Genomic DNA, 25,196 nt, shown 5'->3' with positions numbered 1-25,196 from the left:
GGGAGCGAGCCTGCTCGCGATGACGGCAGCACAGCCAACATCATCGCCAGCTGACCCACCGCTTTCGCGAGCAAGCTCGCTCCCACAGGGGATTGGCGGTGTGACTGGATCTTGCGCCCAACCGAAATCAGTGTGGGAGCGAGCCTGCTCGCGATGGCGACAGCACAGCCAACATCATCGCCAGCTGACCCGCCGCTTTGGCGAGCAGGCTCGCTCCCACAAGGTTTACTTGAACATCACTTGCACATTCCCCATCGCCTCATCGGCAAACCCTTGCAGGAAATCTCGGAAGCCGGACGGGGTATGGGCATCGGTGTGGTCGGCGATGATGGTCCAGGTAGCGCGGCAGCGGTTGTCCGCCAGGGGCTCGACGCGCATTGCCGCCCACAGGTTATCGATGCCCAGGGTGTTGTAGATCAGCGTCCAGGTCATGTGCATGGCCTGGTCATCATGGCTGTTGAGCTGTTCCACCACCAGGTTCTGCCCGTCGCGGAAAAACTTCTTGCGCAGGGACCTCACGCCCTCGCCGGTCATTTCGATGTGCTCAAGTGCCGGGATGAATCGATCGAACCTTGCAAAATTGCCCACCACTGCCCAGACGCTCGCCGCGTTGGCGGGTACTTCCACTGACGTTTCGACCTCGCAGGCGTGGGGGTTCTTGATCAAGGTGTCGGGTTGAAGTGCATTCATGGTCTTGCTCCTTTTTTTACAGTTGAGGGGTGCTTCAGATGAAATCGATGGCCTTGAGGTAATCAGCGCCGCGGCGCAGCAGGGCCGGGGATTTTTCCGGGTAGCGGGCACCCATCTGCCGTACACCGGCCCGGGCGTTGGCGTGGTTGATCAACGAGATGTCGCCGATGTCTTCCTCGAAACCGTTGAGGTAGAAACCCAGTACGCCGAACAGCGCATTGTCAGCATCGACCCGGCCCAGTTGCCGTTGCCAGTCGGCGACGCTGACCAGGGAAAATTCCCGGCCGCTGTCACGAAACGACGCCACATAAGCGTCCCAGCTCAAGGGCTCGGGGTTGTGCAGGTTGAATACCGCCTGCGTCGGCTGATAACGACTGGCGTGGAAGGCGATGAAGCGCGCCAGGAAGTCCACCGGCATCAGGTCGAAGTTGAGGGACAGATCCGGCACCTGACCGAGCTGGATCGAGCCCTTGAGCATCAACATCAACCGGTTCTTGTGGGGCTGGCAGACCCCGGTCAGGCTGTTGAAACTGATGTTGCCGGGGCGAAACAGATTGACCCACACCCCGCGATCCCGAGCGCGCTGCAGGATCCGTTCGCCGACCCATTTGGACAGGTTGTAGCCGTTCTTGATGTAGATCGGCGGCGTCTCTGCGGCGGGCTGCTCCAGGACCTGGCCGTCGGCATCCAGCGCACTGGACGCCGACAGCGTAGAGACGAAGTTGAAGATCTTCTTGCTGCGCCCTTCACACAGGCGCAGGCATTCGAAGATCGGCTCCACGTTGTCCCGCGCCAAAGACTCGTAGTCGAGCACATGATTGACGTGGGCGGCGTTGTGCACCAACGCGCCGAAGGTGCGGTCGATGCGGGCATAGACGTCGTCTGGCAAACCCAATTGCGGTTGGGTGATGTCGGCGGCGTAGACACTGACGCGGCTCAGGTCCAGGTGGTTCAGCCGATTGTCCCGCAGGGCCTGGGCAAAGCGTTCGGCCGCGCTTTGTCCGCCGGATTCGCGCACCAGGCACGCGACTTCGGTGGCGCCCCAGGCCAGCAAGGCCTCGACGATGTGTACCCCAAGAAAACTGTTGGCGCCGGTCACCACCACCTTGTGCACATCACCACACCGGCTGACAGGCAGGGGATCGAGGTTGAGTTCCGCTTGCGCATCGATCAAGGCCTGGGGGCTGAGGGTCGATGTGCTGTTTTGCGCAGGATCGTCCAGTAACTTCGCCAGCGTGATCAGCGTAGGTGCTTCGATGAAGCGATTGATCGACAGGCTGCGCCCGAAGGCTTCGCGGACCCCCAGCAACAGTTGTGACAGCAGGATCGAATGGCCACCGAGATTGAAGAAGCTTTCATCGGTGGCGATGTCGTCGACCGGCAGCTCCAGCAACTCGGCCCACAGTTGCCGCAGCTGCGTTTCCAGAACGTTCTGCGGCTGGCGCCGATGGCTGCCGACCTGCACTTGCACCGCCGTGGCGAGCAAGGCCCGGCGATCGACTTTGCCATTACTGGTGTAGGGCAGGCTGGGCAATTGCACGTAGGCCGCCGGGTGCATGTAGCTGGGCAGCGCGTTTTGTACATGCTCGCGCAAAGCCTGAAGGGCAGCGCCGGCCCGCTCTTCCCGAGGGTGAACCAGAAACGCCAGGATCCGCCGTCGGTCATCGACCCCCACCGCTACTTGGCGAAACAACTGGCTGTCGCGCAGGCAATGCTCGATTTCCTCGGGTTCGACCCGGAAGCCACGGATCTTCACCTGGTTATCGCGCCGACCACACAGTTCGATGCCGTGGTCGGTCCATTGGGCGATATCGCCTGTGCGATATACCCGCAGCGTTGGCCCGTCGGGCAGCGTCAGGTTGAGGTAGCGGCTCGCGGTCAACGTCGGGTCGTTCAGATAGCCGAGGCCGACCCCAGGCCCGGCGATGTACAGCTCGCCCGGTGTGCCTTGGGGCACCGGTTGCAGCTGCTCATCCAGAATCAGCACCCGGCCATTGGCGATGGGCACACCGAGGTTGCGGTTGTTGTCACCGACACCGAATTGCCGGGTGGTGACCAGCACCGTGGTTTCGGTGGGGCCGTAGATGTTGTGGAAACTGCACTGCGGTGCGAGCTGCTCGATCACGAACGGCTCACAGACATCGCCGCCGGTAATCAGATGTTCCAGCCCCAACGGTGCATCCAGCGGCATCACGCTCAGCAGCGCGGGCGGCAGGAAAGCATGAGTGACACGCTGTTGCTGAATCAGCGCCACCAGTTGCTGCGGGTCGCGACGCTGGTCTTCGCTGGGCACCACCAGCGTCGCACCCTGGATGAAGGTCGGCAGGATATCCAGCAGCGATGCGTCAAAGTTGATGGTGGAGAACTGCAATGCCCGGCTGTCACGCTGTAAGCGGACATAGTCGCTATACCAGGCGCAGAAATGGCTGAGGTTGCGATGACTGAGCAGCACGCCTTTGGGTTGGCCGGTGGTGCCGGACGTGTAGATCGCCACGGCCGGTTCGTCGCTGTCCACCACGCGGCGGATCAGCGAGGCCGGGATGCCGGGTTTGGGTGAAGGCAGCTTGCGTACATCCAGCGTCGGCAGCGACAGCTCGCCCAGGTCGCTGTCACCGTCGTGCAGCAGTAAGTCGGCGTTGGCGTTCTCCAGGATAAAGCGCCGTCGTTGCGCGGGGTGCTGCGGGTCCAGCGGCAGGTACACCGCCCCGCAACCCAGTACCGCCAGGATAGCTGCGTACAACTGTGCGGACTTGGGCAGGCAGACACCAATCACTCCAGGTTTTGCCCCGGCCAGTTGCTTGAGCATCGGCTCCTGCAAGCGCAACGCCAGACTGCGCAAGGACTTGTAGTCGACAAGCTGACCGTCGACCCATAGGGCCGCTTGCGTACCGTCATCGAGCATGCGCTGCTCGATGTCATGCATGACCGGCACTTCGGCTGCAGCCAGCAGCCAAGGCACCGCGGGCCGATTGAGGTGGTGTTCGAAGGCCAGCGACTCCAACACATCCAGTCCCTGCAACGATTCATCGCAGGCGTCGGTCTGCACCGTCGGCCAGTGATCGAAGCAGGCTTCGTCCCGGGAAAGCTGGCTGACCAGTCGCGCACCGTGCTCGACCACCGCCGCCAAGGCGCGCAGTCGCAAAGACTGGCCGTTGCCGCAGCCTTGCGGGGCGATCACTTCCTGGGACAACGGCCGATGCGCGCTGTCGCGGAAAACCACCACCGGCTGTGGCAATGCCTGGCCGGGAAAAGCCTGGAGCGCCACACGCACCTGAAGGTTTGAGCGGGCGTCTAGGGTGCAGGGCAGCGTCCCGTCATCAATCAACAGGTCTACCGCTGTGTGGTGGTTCGCTGATTCAAGATGCACAACACCGTGGCCGTGCAGTTCGAGCTCCTGGGCCAGGTCGGTCATGGCCTGGCTTGTGCCAGACACGGCAATTTCGAGGCGTCTCATGGGCGGATCCTCATGGGGTCAGGTAGTCGGCCAGGGCGTCACGCACGCAGGGGGACGCCAGCATCGAGCTGCTGCGAAAAAAGCGCGTGATATTGCCCACCAACGGGTGAAAACGATTGATGGGATACGCCAGCGCACTGGCCTCTTCGCGCAGTGACTGGCGCACGGATTCGTCGATGGGCAGGTGTGCGATCAGCTGAAAATCGAACGCCTGTTGCAGATCGCTCGCCAGGTACTGGCTGATGAAGCCGGGCATCAGTCGCGCAATCGCATCGCGGTCAGCTTCGGGCGCGCTGCGCCAGTAGATTTGCACCAGGCGCGTCCAGAATCCGGAGTGCCGTCCCTCGTCCAGCAAGTGGTCGGCCATCAGGCCCTTGATCGACGCCTTGACCGAATCATCCCGGGCGAAGGCTGCCACCTCGTTGGTCACGGTGTTCTCGGCGATGGCGATGCAGATCAACTCCACGGCGCTGCGCAGATGCTCCGGTGCCTGGGCCAGCGTCGCCGGGATGGCGCGGCTGAGCTCGATCTGATCGGGCAACGGGATCGGCGCAATGCCAGTCATGTCGATGGTCTGCTGCATGAAGTCCATCGCTACCAGTGCGTGATAATCCTCGTCCACAACCACCGTCATCGCGTCGTAGCGGCAGGCGAACGGGAACTCGATGCCGAAGCTGTTCTTGGCAATGCGCCGGGCGGTGTGGTCCACCAGCTCGGTCTCGAAGATCACCACATCGTTGATGAACTTGTAGAGGCTCTGGACCAGCACAAAATCGCGCAGTTGCGGGCAGTGGCTGAGGAAGGTCTGGCTGTGCACCAGAGGCTGACGGCTCATGGGGAAGATCAACTTGTCGTCGTCTTCGACCCGGCGCCGTGGCCGGGTGCGGATGGTCGCGCGGCTTTCCCAGGCGTCGGCGAAGGATTGGTATTCGACAGCGTTCATGGCGCCACCTGCGCAAGCGGTTGGGCCATGCTCTGGCGTAACCCGTCCCACAGCGCGGTGCGGCTTTGGACGGCGGCGAGTGCAGCGGCCAGCACCTCGGTTTCGCGCTGCGGGTCGCCATCGATCAGTCGGGCCAAGAGTTTTTCCGCTGCCGGGCCGTGGTCCTCGGAATCCACTTCGATGTGCCGCTGCAGGTAATAACGAAACGTCGGCGCCTGATCCAGGCCGATGCCCCAAGCGTCCAGCATGCGCTGGAACATCTGCGGGATGACGCTCTCGCGGCCATGCACGAAGGCGGCGGCCACGCTGTGGGCCGGTGCGTGCAGCGCCGTTTGCAGTGTCTGGCGGACGAACCGGGCCGCCGCCGGCTCCACTTCGACGCTCTCCAAGGCTGTTTCGGGACTGACGCCTTCCTGTTGCAAGGTGATGAACTGCTCAATGGCGCGAGTATCGGCGCCAACCTCGCGCATGGCGTCCAGGTACAGTTCGAAATGGCTGCAATAGCCGGCTCCGGGGCGGTCATCCGACTCCTCGCCCAGGACGATTTCGTTGATCAAACGTGCAGCGTGTGGGTCGGCCGGCGGTAACCAGGGCAAGTGGACACAGGTCAGCTCCCGTTGTAGCCGTTTGGTCAGTGACATGAAATCCCACACGGCAAAAACATGGCTTTGCATAAAGCGGCGCAGCAGATCGATTGATGTTATTTCAGAAAAAACCGGGTGTTGGCCAAGGGCGTGTTTTTTCAGAGATAGTTGTTCTTTGGTTGGCTGCATCGGAACGTCCTCATCAATGATGTTTGTTCGGAAAAGTCACCCGGGCTTTAATAAAAACGAGCGGGTTCCTGAACCGGAGTCCATAAGTTTCGAAAGTATTGAAGTGCTCGTCTTAACTGCGCATTCATGGCGTGCGGGCAAGGTTTTTCAGGCCCAAGCCATAAATGTAAGCGGTCGATAACAACTCGACGGATAAAAAGCTAATACACCGAACAAGTAAGCGGCAAGTGTTTTTTTAATTATTTAAATGGGGTTATTTATTGGGCGCGAAGAGGGGTATTAAAACTTTTAATATAAGTTTTATTCAGGCGAAGCCGCTCCTTCCGATAGAGAAGTATCAGAATCGAAGAAGTTGAGTGAATGCCTCACTCGGAGCACTTCAGGGGACAGGGAAATAAGAAGTTGTTGTTTTATGGGGGGGACATCGGACGGACTTCCGATCATCCCGCCGGTTGGGCGGTGCTCCTTGCGTGTTGGCTTCGATTCGCCTGGCTGCGGCCAGGCGCTGACTTCTTCAGGTCTGTTTTTTAATCGACAAACGCAAGAGTGGGCCCAAATCGATGGCAGTGCCATTGAACTGATGGGGGCGACAGGGCGCGGCTACGCTGCGGCCTCGTCGGGCGGGCGAGAAACCGTGTAGGAGGGATGTGTAAGAAAGTGATGCGCCCCTCGGGGCGCGGAGGGCAGGTCAACGGCTTGGTTGTTGTTCCAGATAGCGACGGATGGTGACGCAGGCTTTTTCCAGATGCAGCTCCAGCAGGGCAACCGCTCTGTCGATGTCCTGCGCCGTAGCGGCCTCCAGCAGCGCGCGATGATCGTCCTGGGTCAGTTTGCCCAGGCCCATGGACGACAGATGGAAGCGCAAGAAGCGTTCTTCCTCATTGAGCTCGCGCTCGATCAGGTCCAGCAGTTTGCTGTTGGGTGCCTTGTGATAAAGCGACATGTGAAACAGCCGGTTGAGCCTGCCGATTTCAGCGTGGTCGGTCTGGGCTTCCAGTTGCTCGATGTAATGGGCGGCCATGGCCAGGTCCTCGGCATCGAGGAGGGGAATGGACAGGCGCAATGCGAAAGATTCAAGGACCGAACGCAGGGCGTACGTTTCGATCGCATTGTTGGTGATCAACGGGGCTACCACGGCGCCTTTGTGCTGAACCACATTGAGCAGTGATTGCGCCTCGAGCTGGCGCAAGGCCTCGCGTACCGGCATGCGGCTGACGCCGAACAGGTCGGCCAGTTCCTGCTGGCGCAGGGCGGTGCCGCAGGGCAGGCGCCCGTCGAGTATGGCCTCGCGCAGGGATTCTTCGATGATTGAGCGGGCCTGGGCAGCGGGAATGGGCCCGTTGACCTGGATAGTGCTTAGCGGTTTGGGCTTCTGTGTCACGACAACGCACCCTGACTGGTAGTAACAAAAATTGGATCCAAGCCAACAGTAGTTACAGATTGCCAAGCCGTCAAAACCTCGCGGCCCCGGTTCCTGAACTAAAGTTTAGTCTGCTCGTGGTGATCGCACCTTGCCATTGTCTTTTGCCGGGCCAGGCTTCACCATCCAACGCATTTCCCACGGCCCTTTTTGGACGTATTTCCCTTGGCTGCACCTTTCCCTGTTCCCAGGTCCTTGCGCTGGCTGTGTTCGGCATTGTTGCTGGCCGGCCTCATGCTGGGCGGCCTGCAGGCTGACTGGGACTTTGCGCAGATCAGCCGGCGGGCGCAAGCGTTATATGGGCCGTTGGGCGAAGGGCAGCAACGGATCGATGCCTGGCAGCAATTGTTGGCGACCCAGAAGCAGACGCCGGAGCTTGAGCAGCTCAAGGTGGTGAACCTGTTTTTCAACAAACGGGTGCGCTACGTCGAAGACATCGACTTGTGGCGTCAGGTCGATTACTGGGAGACCCCGATCCAGGCCTTGTGGAAAGGGGCCGGGGATTGCGAGGACTACGCCATTGCCAAGTACTTCAGCCTGCGTCGTCTGGGGGTGTCCAGTGACAAGCTGCGCATCACTTACGTCAAGGCGTTGCGGCAGAACCGTGCGCACATGGTGCTCACTTACTACGCAACCCCCGATGCCATGCCGCTGGTACTCGACAGCCTGATCGACGGCATCCTGCCGGCCAGCCAGCGGACCGATCTGTTGCCGGTCTACTCTTTCAATGCCGAGGGATTGTGGCTGCCAGGCGCCAAGGGCAACAAGAAAGTGGGTGACACCAAGCGCCTGTCCCGGTGGCAGGATGTGTTGAAAAAAATGCAGGCCGAAGGTTTTCCGGTCGAGACGACTAACTAGGAGCGCGCGCTCAGATGTCCTTGTTCAAACAGCTGTTGATCGCTATCTGTCTGTTCCTGGTGGTTGCCTTCAGCGGCAGCTTCATGGTCAGTCTGGAAAGCTCGCGGGCCCAGTACGTCAACCAGTTGCGCTCCCACGCCCAGGACGCGGCCACGGCGCTGGCGCTGTCCCTGACGCCGAACATCGACGACCCGGCGATGGTGGAGCTGATGGTCAGTTCGATTTTCGACAGCGGCTATTACGCAACCATCCGTGTGGTCGATGTCGCCACCGACCAAACCCTCGTCGAGCGTACCGGCACGCCCGACGCCGGCAACGTGCCGCAATGGTTCATCAAGCTCATCGGCCTGGAGCCGGCCGGTGGCGATGCGATTGTTAGCCGTGGCTGGGAACAGGCGGCGCGGGTCGAAGTGGTCAGCCACCCGATGTTCGCCCTCGCCAAGCTGTGGCAGAGCGCATTGGGCAGCCTGGGCTGGCTGCTGCTGTGCGGCGCGGTGAGCGCGGTGCTGGGGGCCTTGCTGCTGCGTCGTCAGCTCAAGCCGCTGGATTACATGGTGCACCAGTCCCATGCCATCGCCCGTCGCGAGTTCCTGAGCCTGCCGGAGTTGCCGCGTACCCCGGAACTGCGCCGGGTGGTGCAGGCGATGAACCAGATGGTCGAGAAGCTCAAGGCGCTGTTTCAGGAGCAGGCCGAGCGTAGCGAAAAACTGCGGGTCGAGTCTTACCAGGACAATCTCACGGGACTGGCCAACCGGCGGTATTTCGAAATGCAGCTCCACGCCCGGGTGAGCAACCCCGAGCAGGCCAGTTCCGGTTATCTGCTGTTGCTGCGGGTCAAGGACCTGGCCGGGTTGAACCAGCGGCTGGGCGGGCAGCGCACCGACCAGTTGCTCAAGGCCGTGGGCGAACAATTGCAGCGTGAATGCGCCCGCTACCCTGAAACCCACAACATGGTGACGCGCATCCGCGGTGGGGAGTTCGCCGTGCTGGCGCCGGGGCTGGTGCGCGAGGAAGCGCTGCAACTGGCGCAGAACCTCGAAAGCGCGTTGGCGAGCCTGCATGCCACCGGTGCGACCGACGTGGCTTCGGTGGCCTCCATCGGACTGGCTCCATTCGTCCATGGCGACTCGCCGCAAGCCGTGCTCCAGCTCGGCGACCAGGCCCTTGCCCAGGCCGAAAGCCAGGGCGAACCGGGTTGGGCCTGCCTGGACCACAGCGCCTCGGCCAGCGTCGGTGACGATCATCATGCCTGGCACAATCTGCTCGACCAGGCCTTGAGCAATCAGCGCTTCGAGCTGTACTTCCAGCCGGTGGTGGCCGCCCAGGACACCCAGGTGGTGCTGCATTACAAAGTGCTGTCACGGCTGCTGGACGAGCAGGGCCAGACCATCCCCGCCGGGCGCTTTCTGCCATGGCTGGAGCGCTTCGGTTGGACCGCGCGTCTGGATCGTTTGATGCTCGAACAGGTGCTCAAGCAAATGGCCGGGCATGACCAGTCCCTGGCGTTGAACCTGTCTTCGGCGACGTTGGCCGATCCGCAGGCGCTGAACAAGGTCTTTGAGATCCTGAGGGCGCATTCCAACCTTGGGCCGCGCTTGACCCTGGAGATTGGTGAAGAGCAACTGCCGGAGCAAGCGGTGCTGGAGGAGTTGACTCGGCACCTGCGTGAGCTTGGTTTCTCCCTGAGCCTGCAGCGTTTTGGTGGGCGGTTCAGCATGATTGGCAACTTGTCGCGGTTGGGGTTGGCTTATCTGAAGATCGATGGCAGCTATATCCGTGCCATTGATCAGGAGAGTGACAAGCGCCTGTTTATTGAAGCGATCCAGCGTGCTGCTCACAGTATTGACTTGCCGTTGATTGCCGAGCGGGTTGAGACGGAGGGGGAGTTGGCGGTGATTCGGGAGATGGGGTTGTTTGGGGTGCAGGGGCAGTTGGTTGGGGAGCCTCGGCGTTGGGGGTGAGACGGCCTTGTATTCTTCTGACTGAGTACATATCCATTGCTGCGGTAACGGCGGCTTATGGTTCCGCCCTTACGGCGTGTCACTTTTGGCAAACGCCCCAAAAGTAACCAAAAGGTCTTGCCCCACCACTCGGTGCCTCGCCTAGGCTCGGCATGCCCGAACGCAGGCATTGCTCCGTGGGCCCGCCGCGAAGGGCCATCCATGGCCCAGCGCGGCTATCCCGGCATCCATGCCGGGATGCCCACTACGCAATACCTGCGTTCGGCCAGCGTGGTTGACGGGGCCCCCAGATCAAAATCAAAAGCGAGGCGGCCTGACAGCCGGCCTGGCTTTGGCGGGTGTACACCAATCAGACTTGTTTGAGCAGAACCTGTGGGAGCAAAGCTTGCTCGCGAGGCGGCCTTATAGCCGACCTGCTCTTGCGGCTGTGCATCAATCAAACCTGTTTGAGCGGGCACTTGTGGGAGTAAAGCTTGCTCGCGATGAGGCCGACACATCCAACATCTTCATCAACTGAACCACCGCCATCGCGAGCTAGCTTTGCTCCCACAGGATGAACGCGGTCATCAAAAAAACAGGTCGGCTGTCAGGCCGCCTCGCCAAGCTTTTGATCTGGGACGCCCCGTTAACCACGCTGGCCGAACGCAGGCATTGCGTAGGGGGCACCTCGGCATGGATGCCGAGGTAGCCGCGCTGGGCCATGGATGGCCCTTCGCGGCGGGCCCCCGGAGCAATGCCTTCGTTCGGGCACACCGAGCCTAAGCGAGGTGCCGAGTGGTGGGGCAAAGCGTTTTTGGTTACTTTTGGCGCTCTTCCAAAAGTGACCCGCTGTAAGAGCGGAACCGCCAGTAGCCGTTACCGCAGAAACGGATATACACCCCCTCTAAAAGTCAGGTCCTAGGAGATTTCCTTCGAGTTGTGGCGAACTTGGTGAACTTGTCCGGCGTCTGCCCCGTGGCTAGTCTGGGTTTGTCACTGAAAAAACGGTGACACCGGCGTGCAAGCCGGTTAGAAAGACGCCCAACAATATCACCAGCCACTTATCGTGCATTCGTGCTCATGTTTTATGGCAGCTGTGTGCGGGAGACCTTCGGGTCTGCCGAGGTTTTTGGGCGTTGTCTTACTCGGTCTTGCACACTCGCACATAGCTGCCACCCTTCATCGCGTGCAAGCGAGCCAGGGCGGCTCTGAATTGAATAGGAAGCCCAAACCATGTTCAAAGCTACGCCTAACCCTCCACAGCCCTCATCCAAATCCCGAGTCGAAACCCTGCAAGCAAAAAAACTCGACGAAGCCGCCGAGCGCGCTCTCGACTACTATCTCAAACCCAAACCCGTCGACGAGGCCCAAGCAGGCCAGCTCTTCATCGTATCCCCGAACATCGACACCGAAACCTTACTGGCCAATGCCTCCGAAGACCTGCTGTCCATCAGCGCCATCGCCGCCGACCTGGCTGATGACGTCGACGGCTCGCGCCGCAGCGTGATTCTGGCGATCAGCCGAATGGCCGACGGGGTGCATTTGTTGGTGGAGCGGGCGATGGATCGGCTTGAGGTTCAAACGTCGAACTGACAGGCCTGTGGCGGATTGAAGATGGCCATCGCGAGCAGGCTCGCTCCCACAAGAGGCCTGTTGGCGAATGGAAAATTGCGCCCTGACACAAATCCAATTGTGGGAGCGGGCTTGCTCGCGAAGGCGTCGGCACATCCAACATCATCGCAAACTGACCCACCGCTTTCGCGAGCAAGCCCGCTCCCACATAAGAACTGCGTGACGGCAATATCTGCGACTTGCCCCATCCCCCTGTGGGAGCGAGCCTGCTCGCGATGAGGGCAGCCCCGACACCGATGAACCAGGCTTAGATCAACCCCTTCTCATCATCATCGATCAACCGGCTCAACCCGCCCAAGGCTTCCCGGGCCTGGTTGCGGTCCATTAGCTTGGCCTGGGCCGCGGGGGGCAGGTCGGTGACGCGGATGACGCCTTTGCTGGTCAGCACCTGGATCAAGTCGTCGAGTACCCGGATCATTTCCAGGTCGCTCTGCTTGAGCTGCTTGAGGCTGTTTTCTACCGCCTGGTTGGCGAACCAGTCCTGGATTTCGTGGCTGTCGGCCGGCAGGGTTTCGGTGGCCTCCGCATAAGCGGTGGCTTCCACGCGCACCAGCAGGCCTTGTGCATCGCGTTGCACATAAAACATCGGGCATCCCTCATGTATGAAGCGGCGTCATGCTGGGCAGCATAGGCCAACTGTGCGCGAGTATGGAGGGTGGCGACAAAATCGTCATCCTGGGTGCAGCCCGGTACGACCGCCCCTAAGGGCGGCCGTTAAGCCACGGTCAGCTGTTGTTGTGATCGACCTTGATGGTCGGATCACTGCCGGCGATCAACGAGTTCAGGTTGATGTTCGACCAGTTGTTACCTTCCAGCTTGATCGTCACATCAGGGGTGGCCGCTGCGGCGTCGCCCGCGTTGAACTTGCCGGAGGTGCTGACCTGCAGCGACGACACGCCATCGACCGTGCTGATCTTCAGGAAGTTGTCGATGGTGCTGCCGGTTTCGCCCTGCAACAGATCCCGCAGGTCGATCCGGTCACCTTCGCTGGCCTTGAAGTCCTTGATCACGTCGGTGCCGGTGTCGCCGGACTTCCAGACGAAGGTGTCGCCACCCAGACCACCGATCAGGGTGTCGTTGCCCTGGCCGCCGATCAGCGTGTCGTTGCCTTTGCCGCCGAGCAGGATGTCATTGCCCTTGCCGCCGTTGAGCAGGTCGTTGCCGCCCTGGCCGAAGATGATGTCATTACCGGCACCGCCCAGCAGTGTGTCATTGCCATCGTTGGCACCGGACACATCGAAAGCGTTGTAGTGTTCGGTGATGTACTGGTGCACGTTGCTGGTGGTGACTTTGCTGACTTCCACACCGCTCTGCTGGGCCACGAAGGCCTGAATGGACTGATAACCTTCGCCGGCGATGCCATTGAAGCTCACCAGGTCGCCGAACAGGATGTCGTTGCCGTCTGCCCCGTTGACTGTGTCAGCGCCCGGCAGGGTCGCTTCGGTGTGTCCGATGATGGAGTCGGCCAGGTTCTTGGGATCGATGTTGGTCTGCGGAGTCTTGTCCGAGTCGTAGTCCTTCAGGTCATCCAGCGTCACGCCTTTGTTCAGGCCGATGGCTTCCACGCCAGATACCGAACTCAACAGCGCGAAAGCGCTCAGGGAGTTGCTGGTGGTGGTCGAGCCGGTGCTGCTGCCGGTGCCGTCGCGGTACGACAACTCATAGGTGCCGTCGCCTTGGGCGCGCAATGTGCCCAATTCCTCACTGCTCCAGTAACCGCCCCAGGATTTTTTCCAGGTGAGCAGGGTGAGATTGCCGGATGCGTCGACCTGAACGCGATGCGTGCTGTCGAGCTCGGCGCTGAACGTCTGGCCCAGCTTGTAGTTGGTCGTGGTGATCAGGCTGTCGAGCTTCACGTCGCCATACAAGGTCGGGTTCGTCTGCTCGCCGGACTGATAGTAGGTCGGCTGGCCGTCGGTGATGAAGTACGTCAGGTTCGTCGCGCCGGTGTTGCTCAGGGCTTCGCTGCTCTTGAACCAGTTGGCCGTGGTCTTGAACACGTCCTCGTAGTTGGTACCGCCGCCGGACACCATCGAATCCAGCACACTTTTGAGCAGCGCGAGTGCGTTCGGATCCTTGAGGTTGACCGATACGGTTTTATTCACCTGGCTGTCGAAGTCTGCCAGGAAAATGTTCACCGTCCCGGAGTTGCCGCCCATGCTCTGCTTGAGGGTGTTGAACACCGACGTCAACGAGTCCTTGGCGGCTGTGACGGACGCTGCGCTCATGCTGCCGGAGCTGTCGACCATGAAGGCGATGTTGTAGTTGACGCCTGGCACGACGGTCAGCCCGCCGATGTCGGCGACCACAATGTCGTTGCCGTCGGTGCCGGTGACGTTGTCACTGCCAGAGGTGGCCGTGGCGGAGTTGTAGACCGCCGGATGAACCGTGACCGGTATCTGCGCCGTGGTGGTTGCCGAGCCGCCGAGGGCTTCGGTGGAAGTCGAGGTTACGGTCAGGTTGAACTGGCCGTTGTAGTAGGTCGGTGGCGTCAGGGTCAGGCTGCCCAGATTCCAGCCGGTGACCGAGGCCTCGCCATTGCTGCCCACGGTCGCCGTGTGGCCGGCACCGTCGCTCAGCACGCTGCCTTCCGGGATCCCGCCGATTTTCACGCTCAGGCTTTCGGAGCCGTCGGTATCGGTCAGCGCCGTGGTGATCTTCGACAGGTTCACACTGCCGCCTTCGGCGCCTTCGTTGAGCTTGAAGCCGTCGTAGTAGCCTTCACCATTGGTGCCGTGCAGGTCCGAAACAGTCACGCCCGCATTCACCAGATCAGCCACGCCGGTGTACAGCGGCACGCCGGCACTGCTCAGGTCGGTCGGGGTGCTGCCGTTGACCGACAGGTTCACGTCATAGCTGCCCGGGCCGGTCTGGTTGTGGTGGTAGATGTCCAGGGTGTAGTAGCCGCTGGTGGTCGGGGTGAACGAGCCATTGAGCTTGCCGCCCGCTCCCCAGGTGATGCCCGCGACATCCTTGCCACCGATGGTCACCAACAGGCTGTCATCGCCGGTACCGCTGAAGGTGTAGGTCTTGCCAGCTTCGAGGAAAATCAGGCCCGAGGTTTTCGACGCGGTGCCCGGATTCACGTTGCTGTCGGACTGCACGTTGTTCACGGTGGTGCTGCTGTTGGGGGTTCCGGCGGCATCGATCACCGACTTCAGCGTACCGGACGGCGCGCCGCTGCCATCGGTGCCCAGGCCCGACAGACCGGTCCAGACTTCCTTGACCAGGCCAGTGGAGGTCACGGCGTTCCCGGCTACGTTGAGGGTCGGTGCGTCAGCGATCGGCGTGATGTCGATCTTCACGGTGCCGGTAGTGCCCAGCGCCTGACCGTCGGTTGGCTGGAACTTGATCTGCGCGTAATCGGATTTCTGATCGCCCACGCCGTTCGCGTTGCCGTTGGCGCCGGACTCATTGGTATCCGGTGTGAAGCGCAGTTTGCCGGCGTCGATGTCGGCCTTGGTGAAGGTCTGGTTGTTGGCCACGTCCTTCCACGTTGCACCGTCCAGATACTGCAACTTGCCGTCAGCGGGCAGTCCGGTGATTTTTACCCCAAGGCTGGATGCCGAACTGTCCACATCGCTGACACCAAAGGTCGACCAGCCAAGAATCAACGAGGTGTCTTCGGTACCGGTCACCGCGCCGCCGGTTGCGACCGGCGCATCGTTGACCCCGACCACGTTCACGGTGGTGGTGGCCGTGTTGGAGTAGTTTGTGCCGTCGGTCACCGTCACGGTGATGATGCGCGGCACGGTGCTCGGGTCGTCGCTGCTGTTGGTGAAGCTGATGTTCTTGATTTGCTGCATGTAGTCGGCCAGCGTCGCATTGCCCGACAGGGTCAGGGTGACCGTGCCGTTGGTGCTGTTGGCGTTGATGCTGATGCCGTTGACGCTGTTACCCAGGTTCAGCGCATCGCCGGGCTGACGGTTGGTCAGCACGATGGTGGCGCCGGTCAGCATCGTGCTGTCCGGGTCGGTGATTTTCAGGTCGGTGTCGCCGATGGACACGCCCGGACCGGTGGTGCCTTCGGTGAAGGTCACCTGGTAATCGGCGCCGGTCTTGCCGCTGGAGTTGTTGGCATCCAGGTCCAGTACCGGCGGTGCATCGTTGTCGATGATCGAGGTACTGACGCTGCCGTTGGTGCCGCTGACGGCCAGGTTTTCGAAGTTGCCGCCGGTGGCCGAGTCGATCTTGACCACGAAGTTTTCGGTACCTTCGGTGATCTTGTCGTCCAGCGTCGCCACGTTGAAAGTGGCGCTGGTGGCATTGGCCGGAATCTTCACGGTGTAGACGCCGGTGAAGTCCGTACCGTCGGCGGCGGTACCGCTGTAGACGATCTTGAGCGTCACTTCGGTTTGCGCCGGGTTCGTCAGGCTCACGGTGTACGTCGCGGCCTGGCCTTCGGTGACCGAGGTGCTGCCGGTGATGCTGACGATGGTGTTGTCGACGGTGTCGGTCACGTCGGTGACGGCTGGCGTGGTGCTCGGTACCAGGTTTTCGAAGTTACCGCCGGTGGCGTTGTCGATGCTGACTTCGACCTTGCCGGCGTCTTTGTAGACGTCGTCTTTTGGCGCATCGACAGTGACCGTGCCGGTGGTGGCGCCGGCAGCGATGTTGATTACAGCGCCGTTGCTCAGTGTCACGGTGACCGGAGTACCAGCAGCGTTGGTCAGGGTTGCGGTGTAGGTGATCTGACCGCCTTCAGCAACCGAATCGGTGGCGCTCAGGCTCAGGCCGGTCGAGTCCTGCACGTCGGTAACGGTGGTGTCCGCTGGAGTGGCGTCGATGTCCAGTTTTTCGTAGTTACCGCCCTGGGCATCGTCGATCTTCACGCTCAGGTTGTCGCCGCCAGCAAGGGCGTCGTTCTGGGTCACGAAGTTGACCGAACCGCTGCTGGAGCCAACCGGGATGGTGATGCTTTGACCGTTCGACAGGGTGACGACCAAAGGAGCGCCCGTTACCGGGGCGTTGACCGAAGCGGTGTAAACCACGGTGCCGCCTTCAGCCACGGAGGAAGTCGCGGTCAGGCTGACAGTCGACGTGTCGATGGTATCGGTGACATCAGTCACTGCCGGAGTCGTGCTCGGAACGAGGTTCTCGAAGCTACCTCCCGTGGCGTTATCGATGCTGACTTCGACTTTGCCGGCGTCTTTGTAGACGTCGTCTTTTGGCGCATCGACAGTTACTGTGCCAGTGGTAGCGCCGGCAGCGATGTTGATTACCGCGCCGTTGCTCAGTGTCACGGTGACCGGAGTACCAGCGGGGTTGGTCAGGGTTGCCGTGTAAACAATCGAACCACCTTCGGTAACCGAGTCGGTAGCGCTCAGGCTCAGGCCGGTGGTGTCCTGCACGTCCGTAACGGTGGTGTCCGCTGGAGTGGCGTCGATGTCCAGTTTTTCGTAGTTACCGCCCTGGGCATCGTCGATCTTCACGCTCAGGTTGTCGCCGCCAGCAAGGGCGTCGTTCTGGGTCACGAAGTTGACCGAACCGCTGCTGGAGCCAACCGGGATGGTGATGCTTTGGCCGTTGCTCAACGTCACGACCAACGGAGCGCCGGTGACTGGCGCGTTAACCGAAGCGGTGTAAACGACCGTGCCGCCTTCAGCCACGGAGGAAGTCGCGGTCAGGCTGACGGTCGAAGTATCAATGGTATCGGTCACGTCGGTGACGGCTGGCGTGGTGCTCGGTACCAGGTTTTCGAAGTTGCCGCCCGTGGCGTTATCGATGCTGACTTCGACTTTGCCGGCGTCTTTGTAGACGTCGTCTTTTGGAGCATCGACAGTGACCGTGCCGGTGGTGGCGCCGGCAGCGATGTTGATTACAGAGCCGTTGCTCAGGGTCACGGTGACCGGAGTGCCAGCAGCGTTGGTCAGGGTTGCGGTGTAGGTGATCTGACCGCCTTCAGCAACCGAATCGGTGGCGCTCAGGCTCAGGCCGGTGGTGTCCTGCACGTCAGTGACAGTCGTGTCCGCCGGAGTTGCATCGATGTCCAGTTTTTCGTAGTTGCCGCCCTGGGCGTCGTCGATCTTGACGCTCAGGTTATCGCCGCCAGCAAGGGCGTCGTTTGGTGTAACGAAGTTGACCGAACCGCTGCTGGAGCCAACCGGGATGGTGATGCTCTGGCCGTTCGACAGGGTGATCACCAGCGGAGCGCCAGTGACCGGGGCGTTGACCGAAGCTGTGTAAACGACAGTACCGCCTTCAGCCACATTCGCGGTCGCAGTGAGCGAAACGGTGCTGGTGTCGATGGTATCGGTGACATCAGTCACGGCCGGAGTCGTGCTCGGAACGAGGTTCTCGAAGTTACCGCCCGTTGCGTTATCGATGCTGACTTCGACTTTGCCAGCGTCTTTGTAGACGTCGTCAGTCGGCGCGTCGACGGTCACAGTGCCGGTAGTAGCGCCGGCAGCGATGTTGATTACAGCGCCGTTGCTCAGTGTCACGGTGACCGGAGTACCAGCGGGGTTGGTCAGGGTTGCGGTGTAAACAATCGAACCACCTTCAGCAACAGTGTCAGTGGCCGAGAGCGTCAGGCCGGTAGTGTCCTGCACGTCCGTAACGGTGGTGTCCGCCGGAGTGGCATCGATGTCCAGCTTTTCATAGTTGCCGCCCTGGGCGTCGTCGATCTTCACGCTCAGGTTGTCGCCGCCAGCGAGGGCGTCGTTTGGCGTAACGAAGTTGACCGAACCGCTGCTCGAACCGACCGGAATCGTGATGCTCTGGCCGTTGCTCAAGGTCACAACCAGCGGAGCACCGGTGACTGGCGCGTTAACCGAAGCGGTATAAACGACGGTGCCGCCTTCAGCCACATTCGCGGTCGCAGTGAGCGAAACCGTGCTGGTATCAATGGTGTCGGTCACGTCGGTGACGGCTGGCGTGTTACTTGGTACCAGGTTTTCGAAGCTACCGCCCGTGGCGTTATCGATGCTGACTTCAACCTTGCCGGCGTCTTTGTAGACGTCGTCTTTTGGCGCATCGACGGTCACGGTGCCGGTGGTGGCGCCGGCAGCGATGTTGATTACAGCGCCGTTGCTCAAGGTCACCGTCACTGGCGAGCCAGCGGCATTGGTCAATGTCGCGGTGTAAACGATCGAACCACCTTCGGCAACCGAGTCGGTAGCGCTCAGGCTCAGGCCGGTGGTGTCCTGCACGTCAGTGACAGTCGTGTCCGCTGGAGTGGCGTCGATGTCCAGTTTTTCGTAGTTACCGCCCTGAGCATCGTCGATCTTCACGCTCAGGTTGTCGCCGCCAGCAAGGGCGTCGTTCTGGGTAACGAAGTTGACCGAACCGGAGCTGGAGCCGACTGGAATGGTGATGCTCTGACCATTCGACAGGGTGATCACCAGCGGAGCGCCGGTCACCGGGGCGTTGACCGAAGCGGTGTAAACCACGGTGCCGCCTTCAGCTACGGAGGAAGTCGCGGTCAGGCTGACGGTCGAAGTATCAATGGTGTCGGTGACATCAGTCACTGCCGGAGTCGTGCTCGGAACGAGGTTCTCGAAGCTACCGCCGGTGGCGTTGTCGATGCTGACTTCGACCTTGCCGGCGTCTTTGTAGACGTCGTCTTTTGGAGCATCGACGGTGACGGTACCAGTTGTGGCGCCGGCAGCGATGTTGATTACCGCGCCGTTGCTCAGTGTCACGGTGACCGGAGTACCAGCGGGGTTGGTCAGGGTTGCCGTGTAAACAATCGAACCACCTTCGGCAACCGAGTCGGTAGCGCTCAGGCTCAGGCCGGTGGTGTCCTGCACGTCAGTGACAGTCGTGTCCGCTGGAGTGGCGTCGATGTCCAGTTTTTCGTAGTTGCCGCCCTGAGCATCGTCGATCTTCACGCTCAGGTTGTCGCCGCCAGCAAGGGCGTCGTTCTGGGTAACGAAGTTGACCGAACCGGAGCTGGAGCCGACTGGAATGGTGATGCTCTGACCATTCGACAGGGTGATCACCAGCGGAGCGCCGGTCACCGGGGCGTTAACCGAAGCGGTGTAAACCACGGTGCCGCCTTCAGCCACGGAGGAAGTCGCGGTCAGGCTGACGGTCGAAGTATCAATGGTATCGGTCACGTCGGTGACGGCTGGCGTGGTGCTCGGTACCAGGTTCTCGAAGTTGCCACCCGTGGCGTTATCGATGCTGACTTCGACCTTGCCGGCGTCTTTGTAGACGTCGTCTTTTGGAGCATCGACGGTGACGGTACCAGTTGTGGCGCCGGCAGCGATGTTGATTACCGCGCCGTTGCTCAGTGTCACGGTGACCGGAGTACCAGCGGGGTTGGTCAGGGTTGCCGTGTAAACAATCGAACCACCTTCGGCAACCGAGTCGGTAGCGCTCAGGCTCAGGCCGGTGGTGTCCTGCACGTCAGTGACAGTCGTGTCCGCTGGAGTGGCGTCGATGTCCAGTTTTTCGTAGTTGCCGCCCTGAGCATCGTCGATCTTCACGCTCAGGTTGTCGCCGCCAGCAAGGGCGTCGTTCTGGGTCACGAAGTTGACCGAACCGGAGCTGGAGCCGACTGGAATGGTGATGCTCTGACCATTCGACAGGGTGATCACCAGCGGAGCGCCGGTCACCGGGGCGTTAACCGAAGCGGTGTAAACCACGGTGCCGCCTTCAGCCACGGAGGAAGTCGCGGTCAGGCTGACAGTCGAAGTATCAATGGTGTCAGTGACATCGGTGACGGCTGGAGTGGTGCTCGGCACCAGGTTCTCAAAGTTGCCGCCCGTGGCGTTGTCGATGCTGACTTCGACCTTGCCGGCGTCTTTGTAGACGTCGTCTTTTGGAGCATCGACGGTGACGGTGCCAGTTGTGGCGCCGGCAGCGATGTTGATTACAGCGCCGTTGCTCAAGGTCACCGTCACTGGCGAGCCAGCGGCATTGGTCAATGTCGCTGTGTAAACAATCGAACCGCCTTCAGCAACAGTGTCAGTGGCCGAGAGCGTCAGGCCAGTCGTGTCCTGAACGTCGGTAACGGTGGTGTCAGCCGGAGTGGCGTCGATGTCCAGTTTTTCGTAGTTGCCGCCTTGAGCATCATCAATCTTGACGCTCAGGTTATCGCCGCCGGCAAGAGCGTCGTTCTGCGTAACGAAGTTCACCGAACCGCTGCTGGAGCCAACCGGGATGGTGATGCTTTGGCCGTTGCTCAACGTCACGACCAACGGAGCGCCGGTGACTGGCGCGTTGACGGAAGCGGTGTAAACCACGGTGCCGCCTTCGGCCACATTTGCGGTCGCGGTGAGCGAAACCGTGCTGGTGTCGATGGTATCGGTCACGTCGGTGACGGCTAGAGTGGTGCTCGGCACCAAATTCTCGAAGTTACCGCCGGTGGCGTTGTCGATGCTGACTTCGACTTTGCCGGCGTCTTTGTAGACGTCGTCTTTTGGCGCATCGACAGTGACAGTGCCGGTGGTGGCGCCGGCAGCGATGTTGATTACGGCGCCATTGCTCAGGGTTACGGTCACTGGCGAGCCAGCGGCGTTGGTCAGGGTTGCGGTGTAGGTGATTTGACCACCTTCGGCAACCGAATCGGTAGCGCTCAGGCTCAGACCGGTGGTGTCCTGTACGTCGGTAACGGTGGTGTCAGCCGGAGTGGCATCGATGTCCAGTTTTTCGTAGTTGCCGCCCTGGGCATCATCAATCTTGACGCTCAGGTTGTCGCCACCAGCAAGGGCATCGTTCTGGGTCACGAAGTTGACCGAACCACTGCTGGAGCCAACCGGGATAGTGATGCTCTGGCCGTTCGACAGGTTGATGACCAACGGAGCGCCGGTGACCGGTGCGTTGACCGAGGCGGTGTAAACCACGGTGCCGCCTTCAGCTACATTCGCGGTCGCAGTGAGCGAAACCGTGCTGGTGTCGATGGTGTCGGTCACGTCGGTGACGGCTGGAGTGGTGCTTGGCACCAGGTTCTCGAAGTTGCCGCCGGTGGCGTTGTCGATGCTGACTTCGACTTTGCCAGCGTCTTTGTAGACATCGTCAGTCGGCGCGTCGACGGTCACAGTGCCGGTAGTAGCGCCGGCAGCGATGTTGATCACTGCGCCATTGCTCAAGGTCACGGTGACCGGCGAGCCAGCGGCGTTGGTTAGGGTTGCGGTGTAGGTGATTTGACCACCTTCGGCAACCGAATCGGTAGCACTCAAGGTCAGGCCAGTCGTGTCCTGCACATCTGTAACGGTGGTGTCAGCCGGAGTGGCATCGATGTCCAGTTTTTCGTAGTTGCCGCCCTGAGCATCATCAATCTTGACGCTCAGCGAATCACCACCTGACAAAGCATCGTTCTGGGTAACGAAGTTGACCGAGCCGGAGCTGGAGCCGACTGGAATGGTAATGCTCTGACCGTTCGACAGGGTGATCACCAGCGGAGCGCCGGTGACCGGAGCGTTAACCGAAGCGGTGTAAACGACGGTGCCGCCTTCAGCCACGGAGGAAGTCGCGGTCAGGCTGACAGTCGACGTATCGATGGTGTCAGTGACATCGGTGACGGCTGGAGTGGTGCTCGGTACCAGGTTCTCGAAGTTGCCGCCCGTGGCGTTATCGATGCTGACTTCGACCTTGCCGGCGTCTTTGTAGACGTCGTCTTTTGGAGCATCGACGGTGACGGTGCCAGTTGTGGCGCCGGCAGCGATGTTGATCACTGCGCCATTGCTCAAGGTCACGGTGACCGGCGAGCCAGCGGCGTTGGTCAGGGTTGCGGTGTAGGTGATTTGACCACCTTCAGCAACCGAATCGGTAGCACTCAAGGTCAGGCCAGTCGTGTCCTGCACATCTGTAACGGTGGTGTCAGCCGGAGTGGCATCGATGTCCAGTTTTTCGTAGTTGCCGCCCTGAGCATCATCAATCTTGACGCTCAGGTTGTCGCCGCCGGCAAGGGCATCGTTCTGGGTCACGAAGTTGACCGAACCGCTGCTGGAACCGACTGGAATGGTGATGCTCTGGCCGTTGCTCAACGTTACGACCAACGGAGCGCCGGTGACCGGTGCGTTGACCGAAGCGGTGTAAACGACGGTTCCGCCTTCAGCCACGGAGGAAGTCGCGGTCAGGCTGACAGTTGACGTATCGATGGTATCGGTGACATCAGTCACGGCCGGAGTCGTGCTCGGAACGAGGTTCTCGAAGTTACCGCCCGTTGCGTTATCGATGCTGACTTCGACTTTGCCAGCGTCTTTGTAGACGTCGTCAGTCGGCGCATTGACGGTCACAGTGCCGGTGGTGGCACCGGCGGCGATGTTGATTACAGCGCCGTTGCTCAGGGTCACGGTGACCGGAGTGCCAGCGGGGTTGGTCAGGGTCGCGGTGTAGACAATCGAACCGCCTTCGGCCACTTCAGTGGAAGCTGACAAACTCAGGCCGGTGGCGTCCACCGAGTCGGTAATCGTCGTCACGGCAGGTGTAGTGCTTGGCACCAGGTTTTCAAAGTTGCCGCCCGTGGCACCGGTAATGGTGGTGCTGACGGTGCTGCCGTTGTTGTAGACGTCGTTGGCCGGGGTATCGACAGCGACGGTGCCTGTGGTCTGGCCCGCAGCGATGGTGATGACCGAGCCATTGCTCAAGGTCACGGTCACCGGCGTCTGGGCCGGGTTGGTCAGGGTCGCGGTGTAGGTGATCTGGCCGCCTTCAGTGATGGTATCGCTGGCGGTCAAAGTCAGGCCGGTGGCGTCCACGGAGTCGGTGATCGTCGTCACGGCAGGCGTGGTGCTCGGCACCAGGTTTTCAAAGTTGCCGCCCGTGGCACCGGTAATGGTGGTGCTGACGGTGCTGCCGTTGTTGTAGACGTCGTTGGCCGGGGTATCGACGTTGACGGTGCCGGTGGTTTGCCCGGCAGCGATGGTGATGACCGAGCCATTGCTCAAGGTCACGGTTACCGGCGTCTGGGCCGGGTTGGTCAGGGTGGCGGTGTAGGTGATCTGACCGCCTTCGGTGATGGTGTCGCTGGCGGTCAGGGTCAGGCCGGTGGCGTCCACGGAATCGGTGATCGTCGTCACGGCAGGCGTGGTGCTCGGCACCAGGTTTTCAAAGTTGCCGCCCGTGGCACCGGTAATGGTGGTACTGACGGTGCTTCCATTGTTGTAAACGTCGTTGGCCGGGGTATCGACATTGACGGTGCCGGTGGTTTGCCCGGCGGCGATGGTGATGACCGAGCCATTGCTCAAGGTCACGGTCACCGGCGTCTGGGCCGGGTTGGTCAGGGTGGCGGTGTAGGTGATCTGGCCGCCTTCGGTGACGGTGTTGCTGGCGGTCAAGGTCAGGCCGGTGGCGTCCACCGAATCGGTGATCGTCGTCACGGCAGGCGTGGTGCTCGGCACCAGGTTTTCAAAGTTGCCGCCCGTGGCACCGGTAATAGTGGTGCTGACGGTGCTGCCGTTGTTGTAGGCGTCATTGGCCGGGGTGTCGACGTTGACGGTGCCGGTGGTCTGGCCCGCAGCGATGGTGATGACCGAGCCATTGCTCAAGGTTACGGTCACTGGCGTCTGGGCCGGGTTGGTCAGGGTGGCGGTGTAGGTGATCTGGCCGCCTTCGGTGACGGTGTTGCCGGCCGTCAAAGTGACGGTGGTGGTGTCCACGGTGTCGGTGATCTGGGTCACTGCCGGTGTGGTGGGCAAGGTCACGGCAATGCCGGTGCCGCCAGTAGTGCCGGTGACGGTGACGCTGATCTGGCTAGGGTCGTTATAGACAGTGTCGTTCGGCGCCAGGGGGACGTTGACGCTGCCGGTCAGTTGCCCGGCGGGAATCACGATCACTGCGCCGTTGGACAAGGTCACGATCAGGTTGGTCTGAGGCGCCTGGGTGACGGTCGCGGTGTAGACCAGCACGCCGCCGGCCTCGGTCAGGGTCGGGGTGGCGCTCAGGGTCAACGTCGAATCAAGCACCGCGTTGGCAGTGGTATCGGCGTCGGTGTCGCCGCCGGTGATGTCATCGTCAGCGGCCACGGCTGCGCTCAAACCCTCAGTCGGGAACCCGATGGTCGGGTCGACGCTGCCAGCGGTGGCATCCAGCATCACAACGCTGTGGCCGCCACCGGCGGCCCCACCCGTACCTGCAGCAGTGGCGCCAGCGGCGGTGGCTTCAAGGGCGGTCGTCGGGTCGACGCCGGCGGCAATGGCCTGCTGCAGTTCTTCTACCGACGGCGCAGCCTGGGCAGTGGCCTGGGCGAGATCGGTGGAGGAGTCCGGGGCAGTGGCGCTCCACTGGGTGTCGCGACCCAGGTCCAGCGTGCGCCCATCGGCCAGTTCCAATGTAACGGCGCCAGCAGCGCCGGTGTCCAATTGATCGCCTGTGGACAGGCGGTCACCTTCAATGAGCACACGCCGGATGCCTTCGGGGGATACGACGAAAACCTGACCAACAATGCTTTTGACGACGGCAATAACACTGCTCATTGAAGACTCTCCGGGTGCCACGTTCAGTAGACTTCCATGTACCGAACAGCCTCTGGCTGCGCCGGTCTGGACGCTCTTGCTTCGCTAAATAAGGTTGTTTTGACGCTTCATGACGTCAATAT

The 25,196-nt window shown here is 61.2% G+C and carries 10 protein-coding genes; 3 read left to right on the top strand and 7 right to left on the bottom strand.

Annotated features, from left to right (window positions below):
- Window positions 1-225 precede the first annotated feature (225 nt).
- From HQ912_RS00340 to HQ912_RS00320, 5 genes are all read right to left on the bottom strand, one after another.
- Window positions 226-690, bottom strand: a complete 465-nt coding sequence (locus HQ912_RS00340; protein ID WP_047230510.1) for an SRPBCC family protein — start codon at window positions 688-690, stop codon at window positions 226-228.
- 34 nt (window positions 691-724) lie between these two features.
- Window positions 725-4,144, bottom strand: coding sequence for a non-ribosomal peptide synthetase (locus tag HQ912_RS00335; RefSeq protein ID WP_173406325.1), 3,420 nt, complete (start codon window positions 4,142-4,144; stop codon window positions 725-727).
- Window positions 4,145-4,154: 10 nt separating this feature from the next.
- Complete coding sequence (locus tag HQ912_RS00330) at window positions 4,155-5,087, bottom strand: diiron oxygenase (protein ID WP_173406324.1); 933 nt, start codon at window positions 5,085-5,087, stop codon at window positions 4,155-4,157.
- Complete coding sequence (locus HQ912_RS00325; protein ID WP_076383235.1) at window positions 5,084-5,860, bottom strand: DUF3050 domain-containing protein; 777 nt, start codon at window positions 5,858-5,860, stop codon at window positions 5,084-5,086. The genes HQ912_RS00330 and HQ912_RS00325 overlap by 4 nt, the downstream gene beginning before the upstream one ends.
- Before the next feature lie 688 nt (window positions 5,861-6,548).
- Window positions 6,549-7,241, bottom strand: coding sequence for a GntR family transcriptional regulator (locus HQ912_RS00320; protein WP_107321456.1), 693 nt, complete (start codon window positions 7,239-7,241; stop codon window positions 6,549-6,551).
- Between the two features lie 273 nt (window positions 7,242-7,514).
- Here HQ912_RS00320 and lapG point away from each other — a divergent pair, with 273 nt between their 5' ends.
- The 3 genes from lapG to HQ912_RS00305 all read left to right on the top strand — a co-directional run bounded on the left by lapG (window position 7,515) and on the right by HQ912_RS00305 (window position 11,671).
- Entirely contained in the window at window positions 7,515-8,138 is a 624-nt protein-coding gene (gene lapG, locus HQ912_RS00315) for a cysteine protease LapG (RefSeq protein WP_370695181.1), read from the top strand.
- 14 nt (window positions 8,139-8,152) lie between these two features.
- Window positions 8,153-10,099 (top strand): cyclic di-GMP receptor LapD, encoded by a 1,947-nt coding sequence (lapD, locus tag HQ912_RS00310; RefSeq protein ID WP_047230504.1) that lies wholly within the window; start codon window positions 8,153-8,155, stop codon window positions 10,097-10,099.
- Between the two features lie 1,212 nt (window positions 10,100-11,311).
- Window positions 11,312-11,671: a DUF6124 family protein gene (locus HQ912_RS00305; protein WP_047230544.1), complete on the top strand. Its 360-nt coding sequence runs from the start codon at window positions 11,312-11,314 to the stop codon at window positions 11,669-11,671.
- A gap of 286 nt (window positions 11,672-11,957) precedes the next feature.
- Here the strand turns inward: HQ912_RS00305 and HQ912_RS00300 are convergent, their stop codons facing one another.
- The gene (locus tag HQ912_RS00300) at window positions 11,958-12,296 is read right to left on the bottom strand and encodes a hypothetical protein (RefSeq protein ID WP_047230543.1); all 339 of its coding nucleotides are present in this window, start codon (window positions 12,294-12,296) and stop codon (window positions 11,958-11,960) included.
- Between the two features lie 139 nt (window positions 12,297-12,435).
- Window positions 12,436-25,074, bottom strand: coding sequence for a retention module-containing protein (locus HQ912_RS00295; RefSeq protein WP_173406323.1), 12,639 nt, complete (start codon window positions 25,072-25,074; stop codon window positions 12,436-12,438).
- Window positions 25,075-25,196: the final 122 nt, after the last annotated feature.

It is taken from the genome of Pseudomonas sp. MPDS (assembly GCF_013283895.1).
In the GTDB taxonomy this organism is placed as follows: Bacteria; Pseudomonadota; Gammaproteobacteria; order Pseudomonadales; family Pseudomonadaceae; genus Aquipseudomonas; species Aquipseudomonas rhizophila.
This window is presented reverse-complemented; position numbering and strand designations above follow the sequence as displayed.

Coding starts and splice junctions, on each gene's coding strand:
- HQ912_RS00340 (WP_047230510.1), bottom strand. CDS start 690: ATGAATGCACTTCAACCCGACACCTTGATCAAGAACCCCCACGCCTGC.
- HQ912_RS00335 (WP_173406325.1), bottom strand. CDS start 4,144: ATGAGACGCCTCGAAATTGCCGTGTCTGGCACAAGCCAGGCCATGACC.
- HQ912_RS00330 (WP_173406324.1), bottom strand. CDS start 5,087: ATGAACGCTGTCGAATACCAATCCTTCGCCGACGCCTGGGAAAGCCGC.
- HQ912_RS00325 (WP_076383235.1), bottom strand. CDS start 5,860: ATGCAGCCAACCAAAGAACAACTATCTCTGAAAAAACACGCCCTTGGC.
- lapG (WP_370695181.1), top strand. CDS start 7,515: ATGCTGGGCGGCCTGCAGGCTGACTGGGACTTTGCGCAGATCAGCCGG.
- lapD (WP_047230504.1), top strand. CDS start 8,153: ATGTCCTTGTTCAAACAGCTGTTGATCGCTATCTGTCTGTTCCTGGTG.
- HQ912_RS00305 (WP_047230544.1), top strand. CDS start 11,312: ATGTTCAAAGCTACGCCTAACCCTCCACAGCCCTCATCCAAATCCCGA.
- HQ912_RS00300 (WP_047230543.1), bottom strand. CDS start 12,296: ATGTTTTATGTGCAACGCGATGCACAAGGCCTGCTGGTGCGCGTGGAA.
- HQ912_RS00295 (WP_173406323.1), bottom strand. CDS start 25,074: ATGAGCAGTGTTATTGCCGTCGTCAAAAGCATTGTTGGTCAGGTTTTC.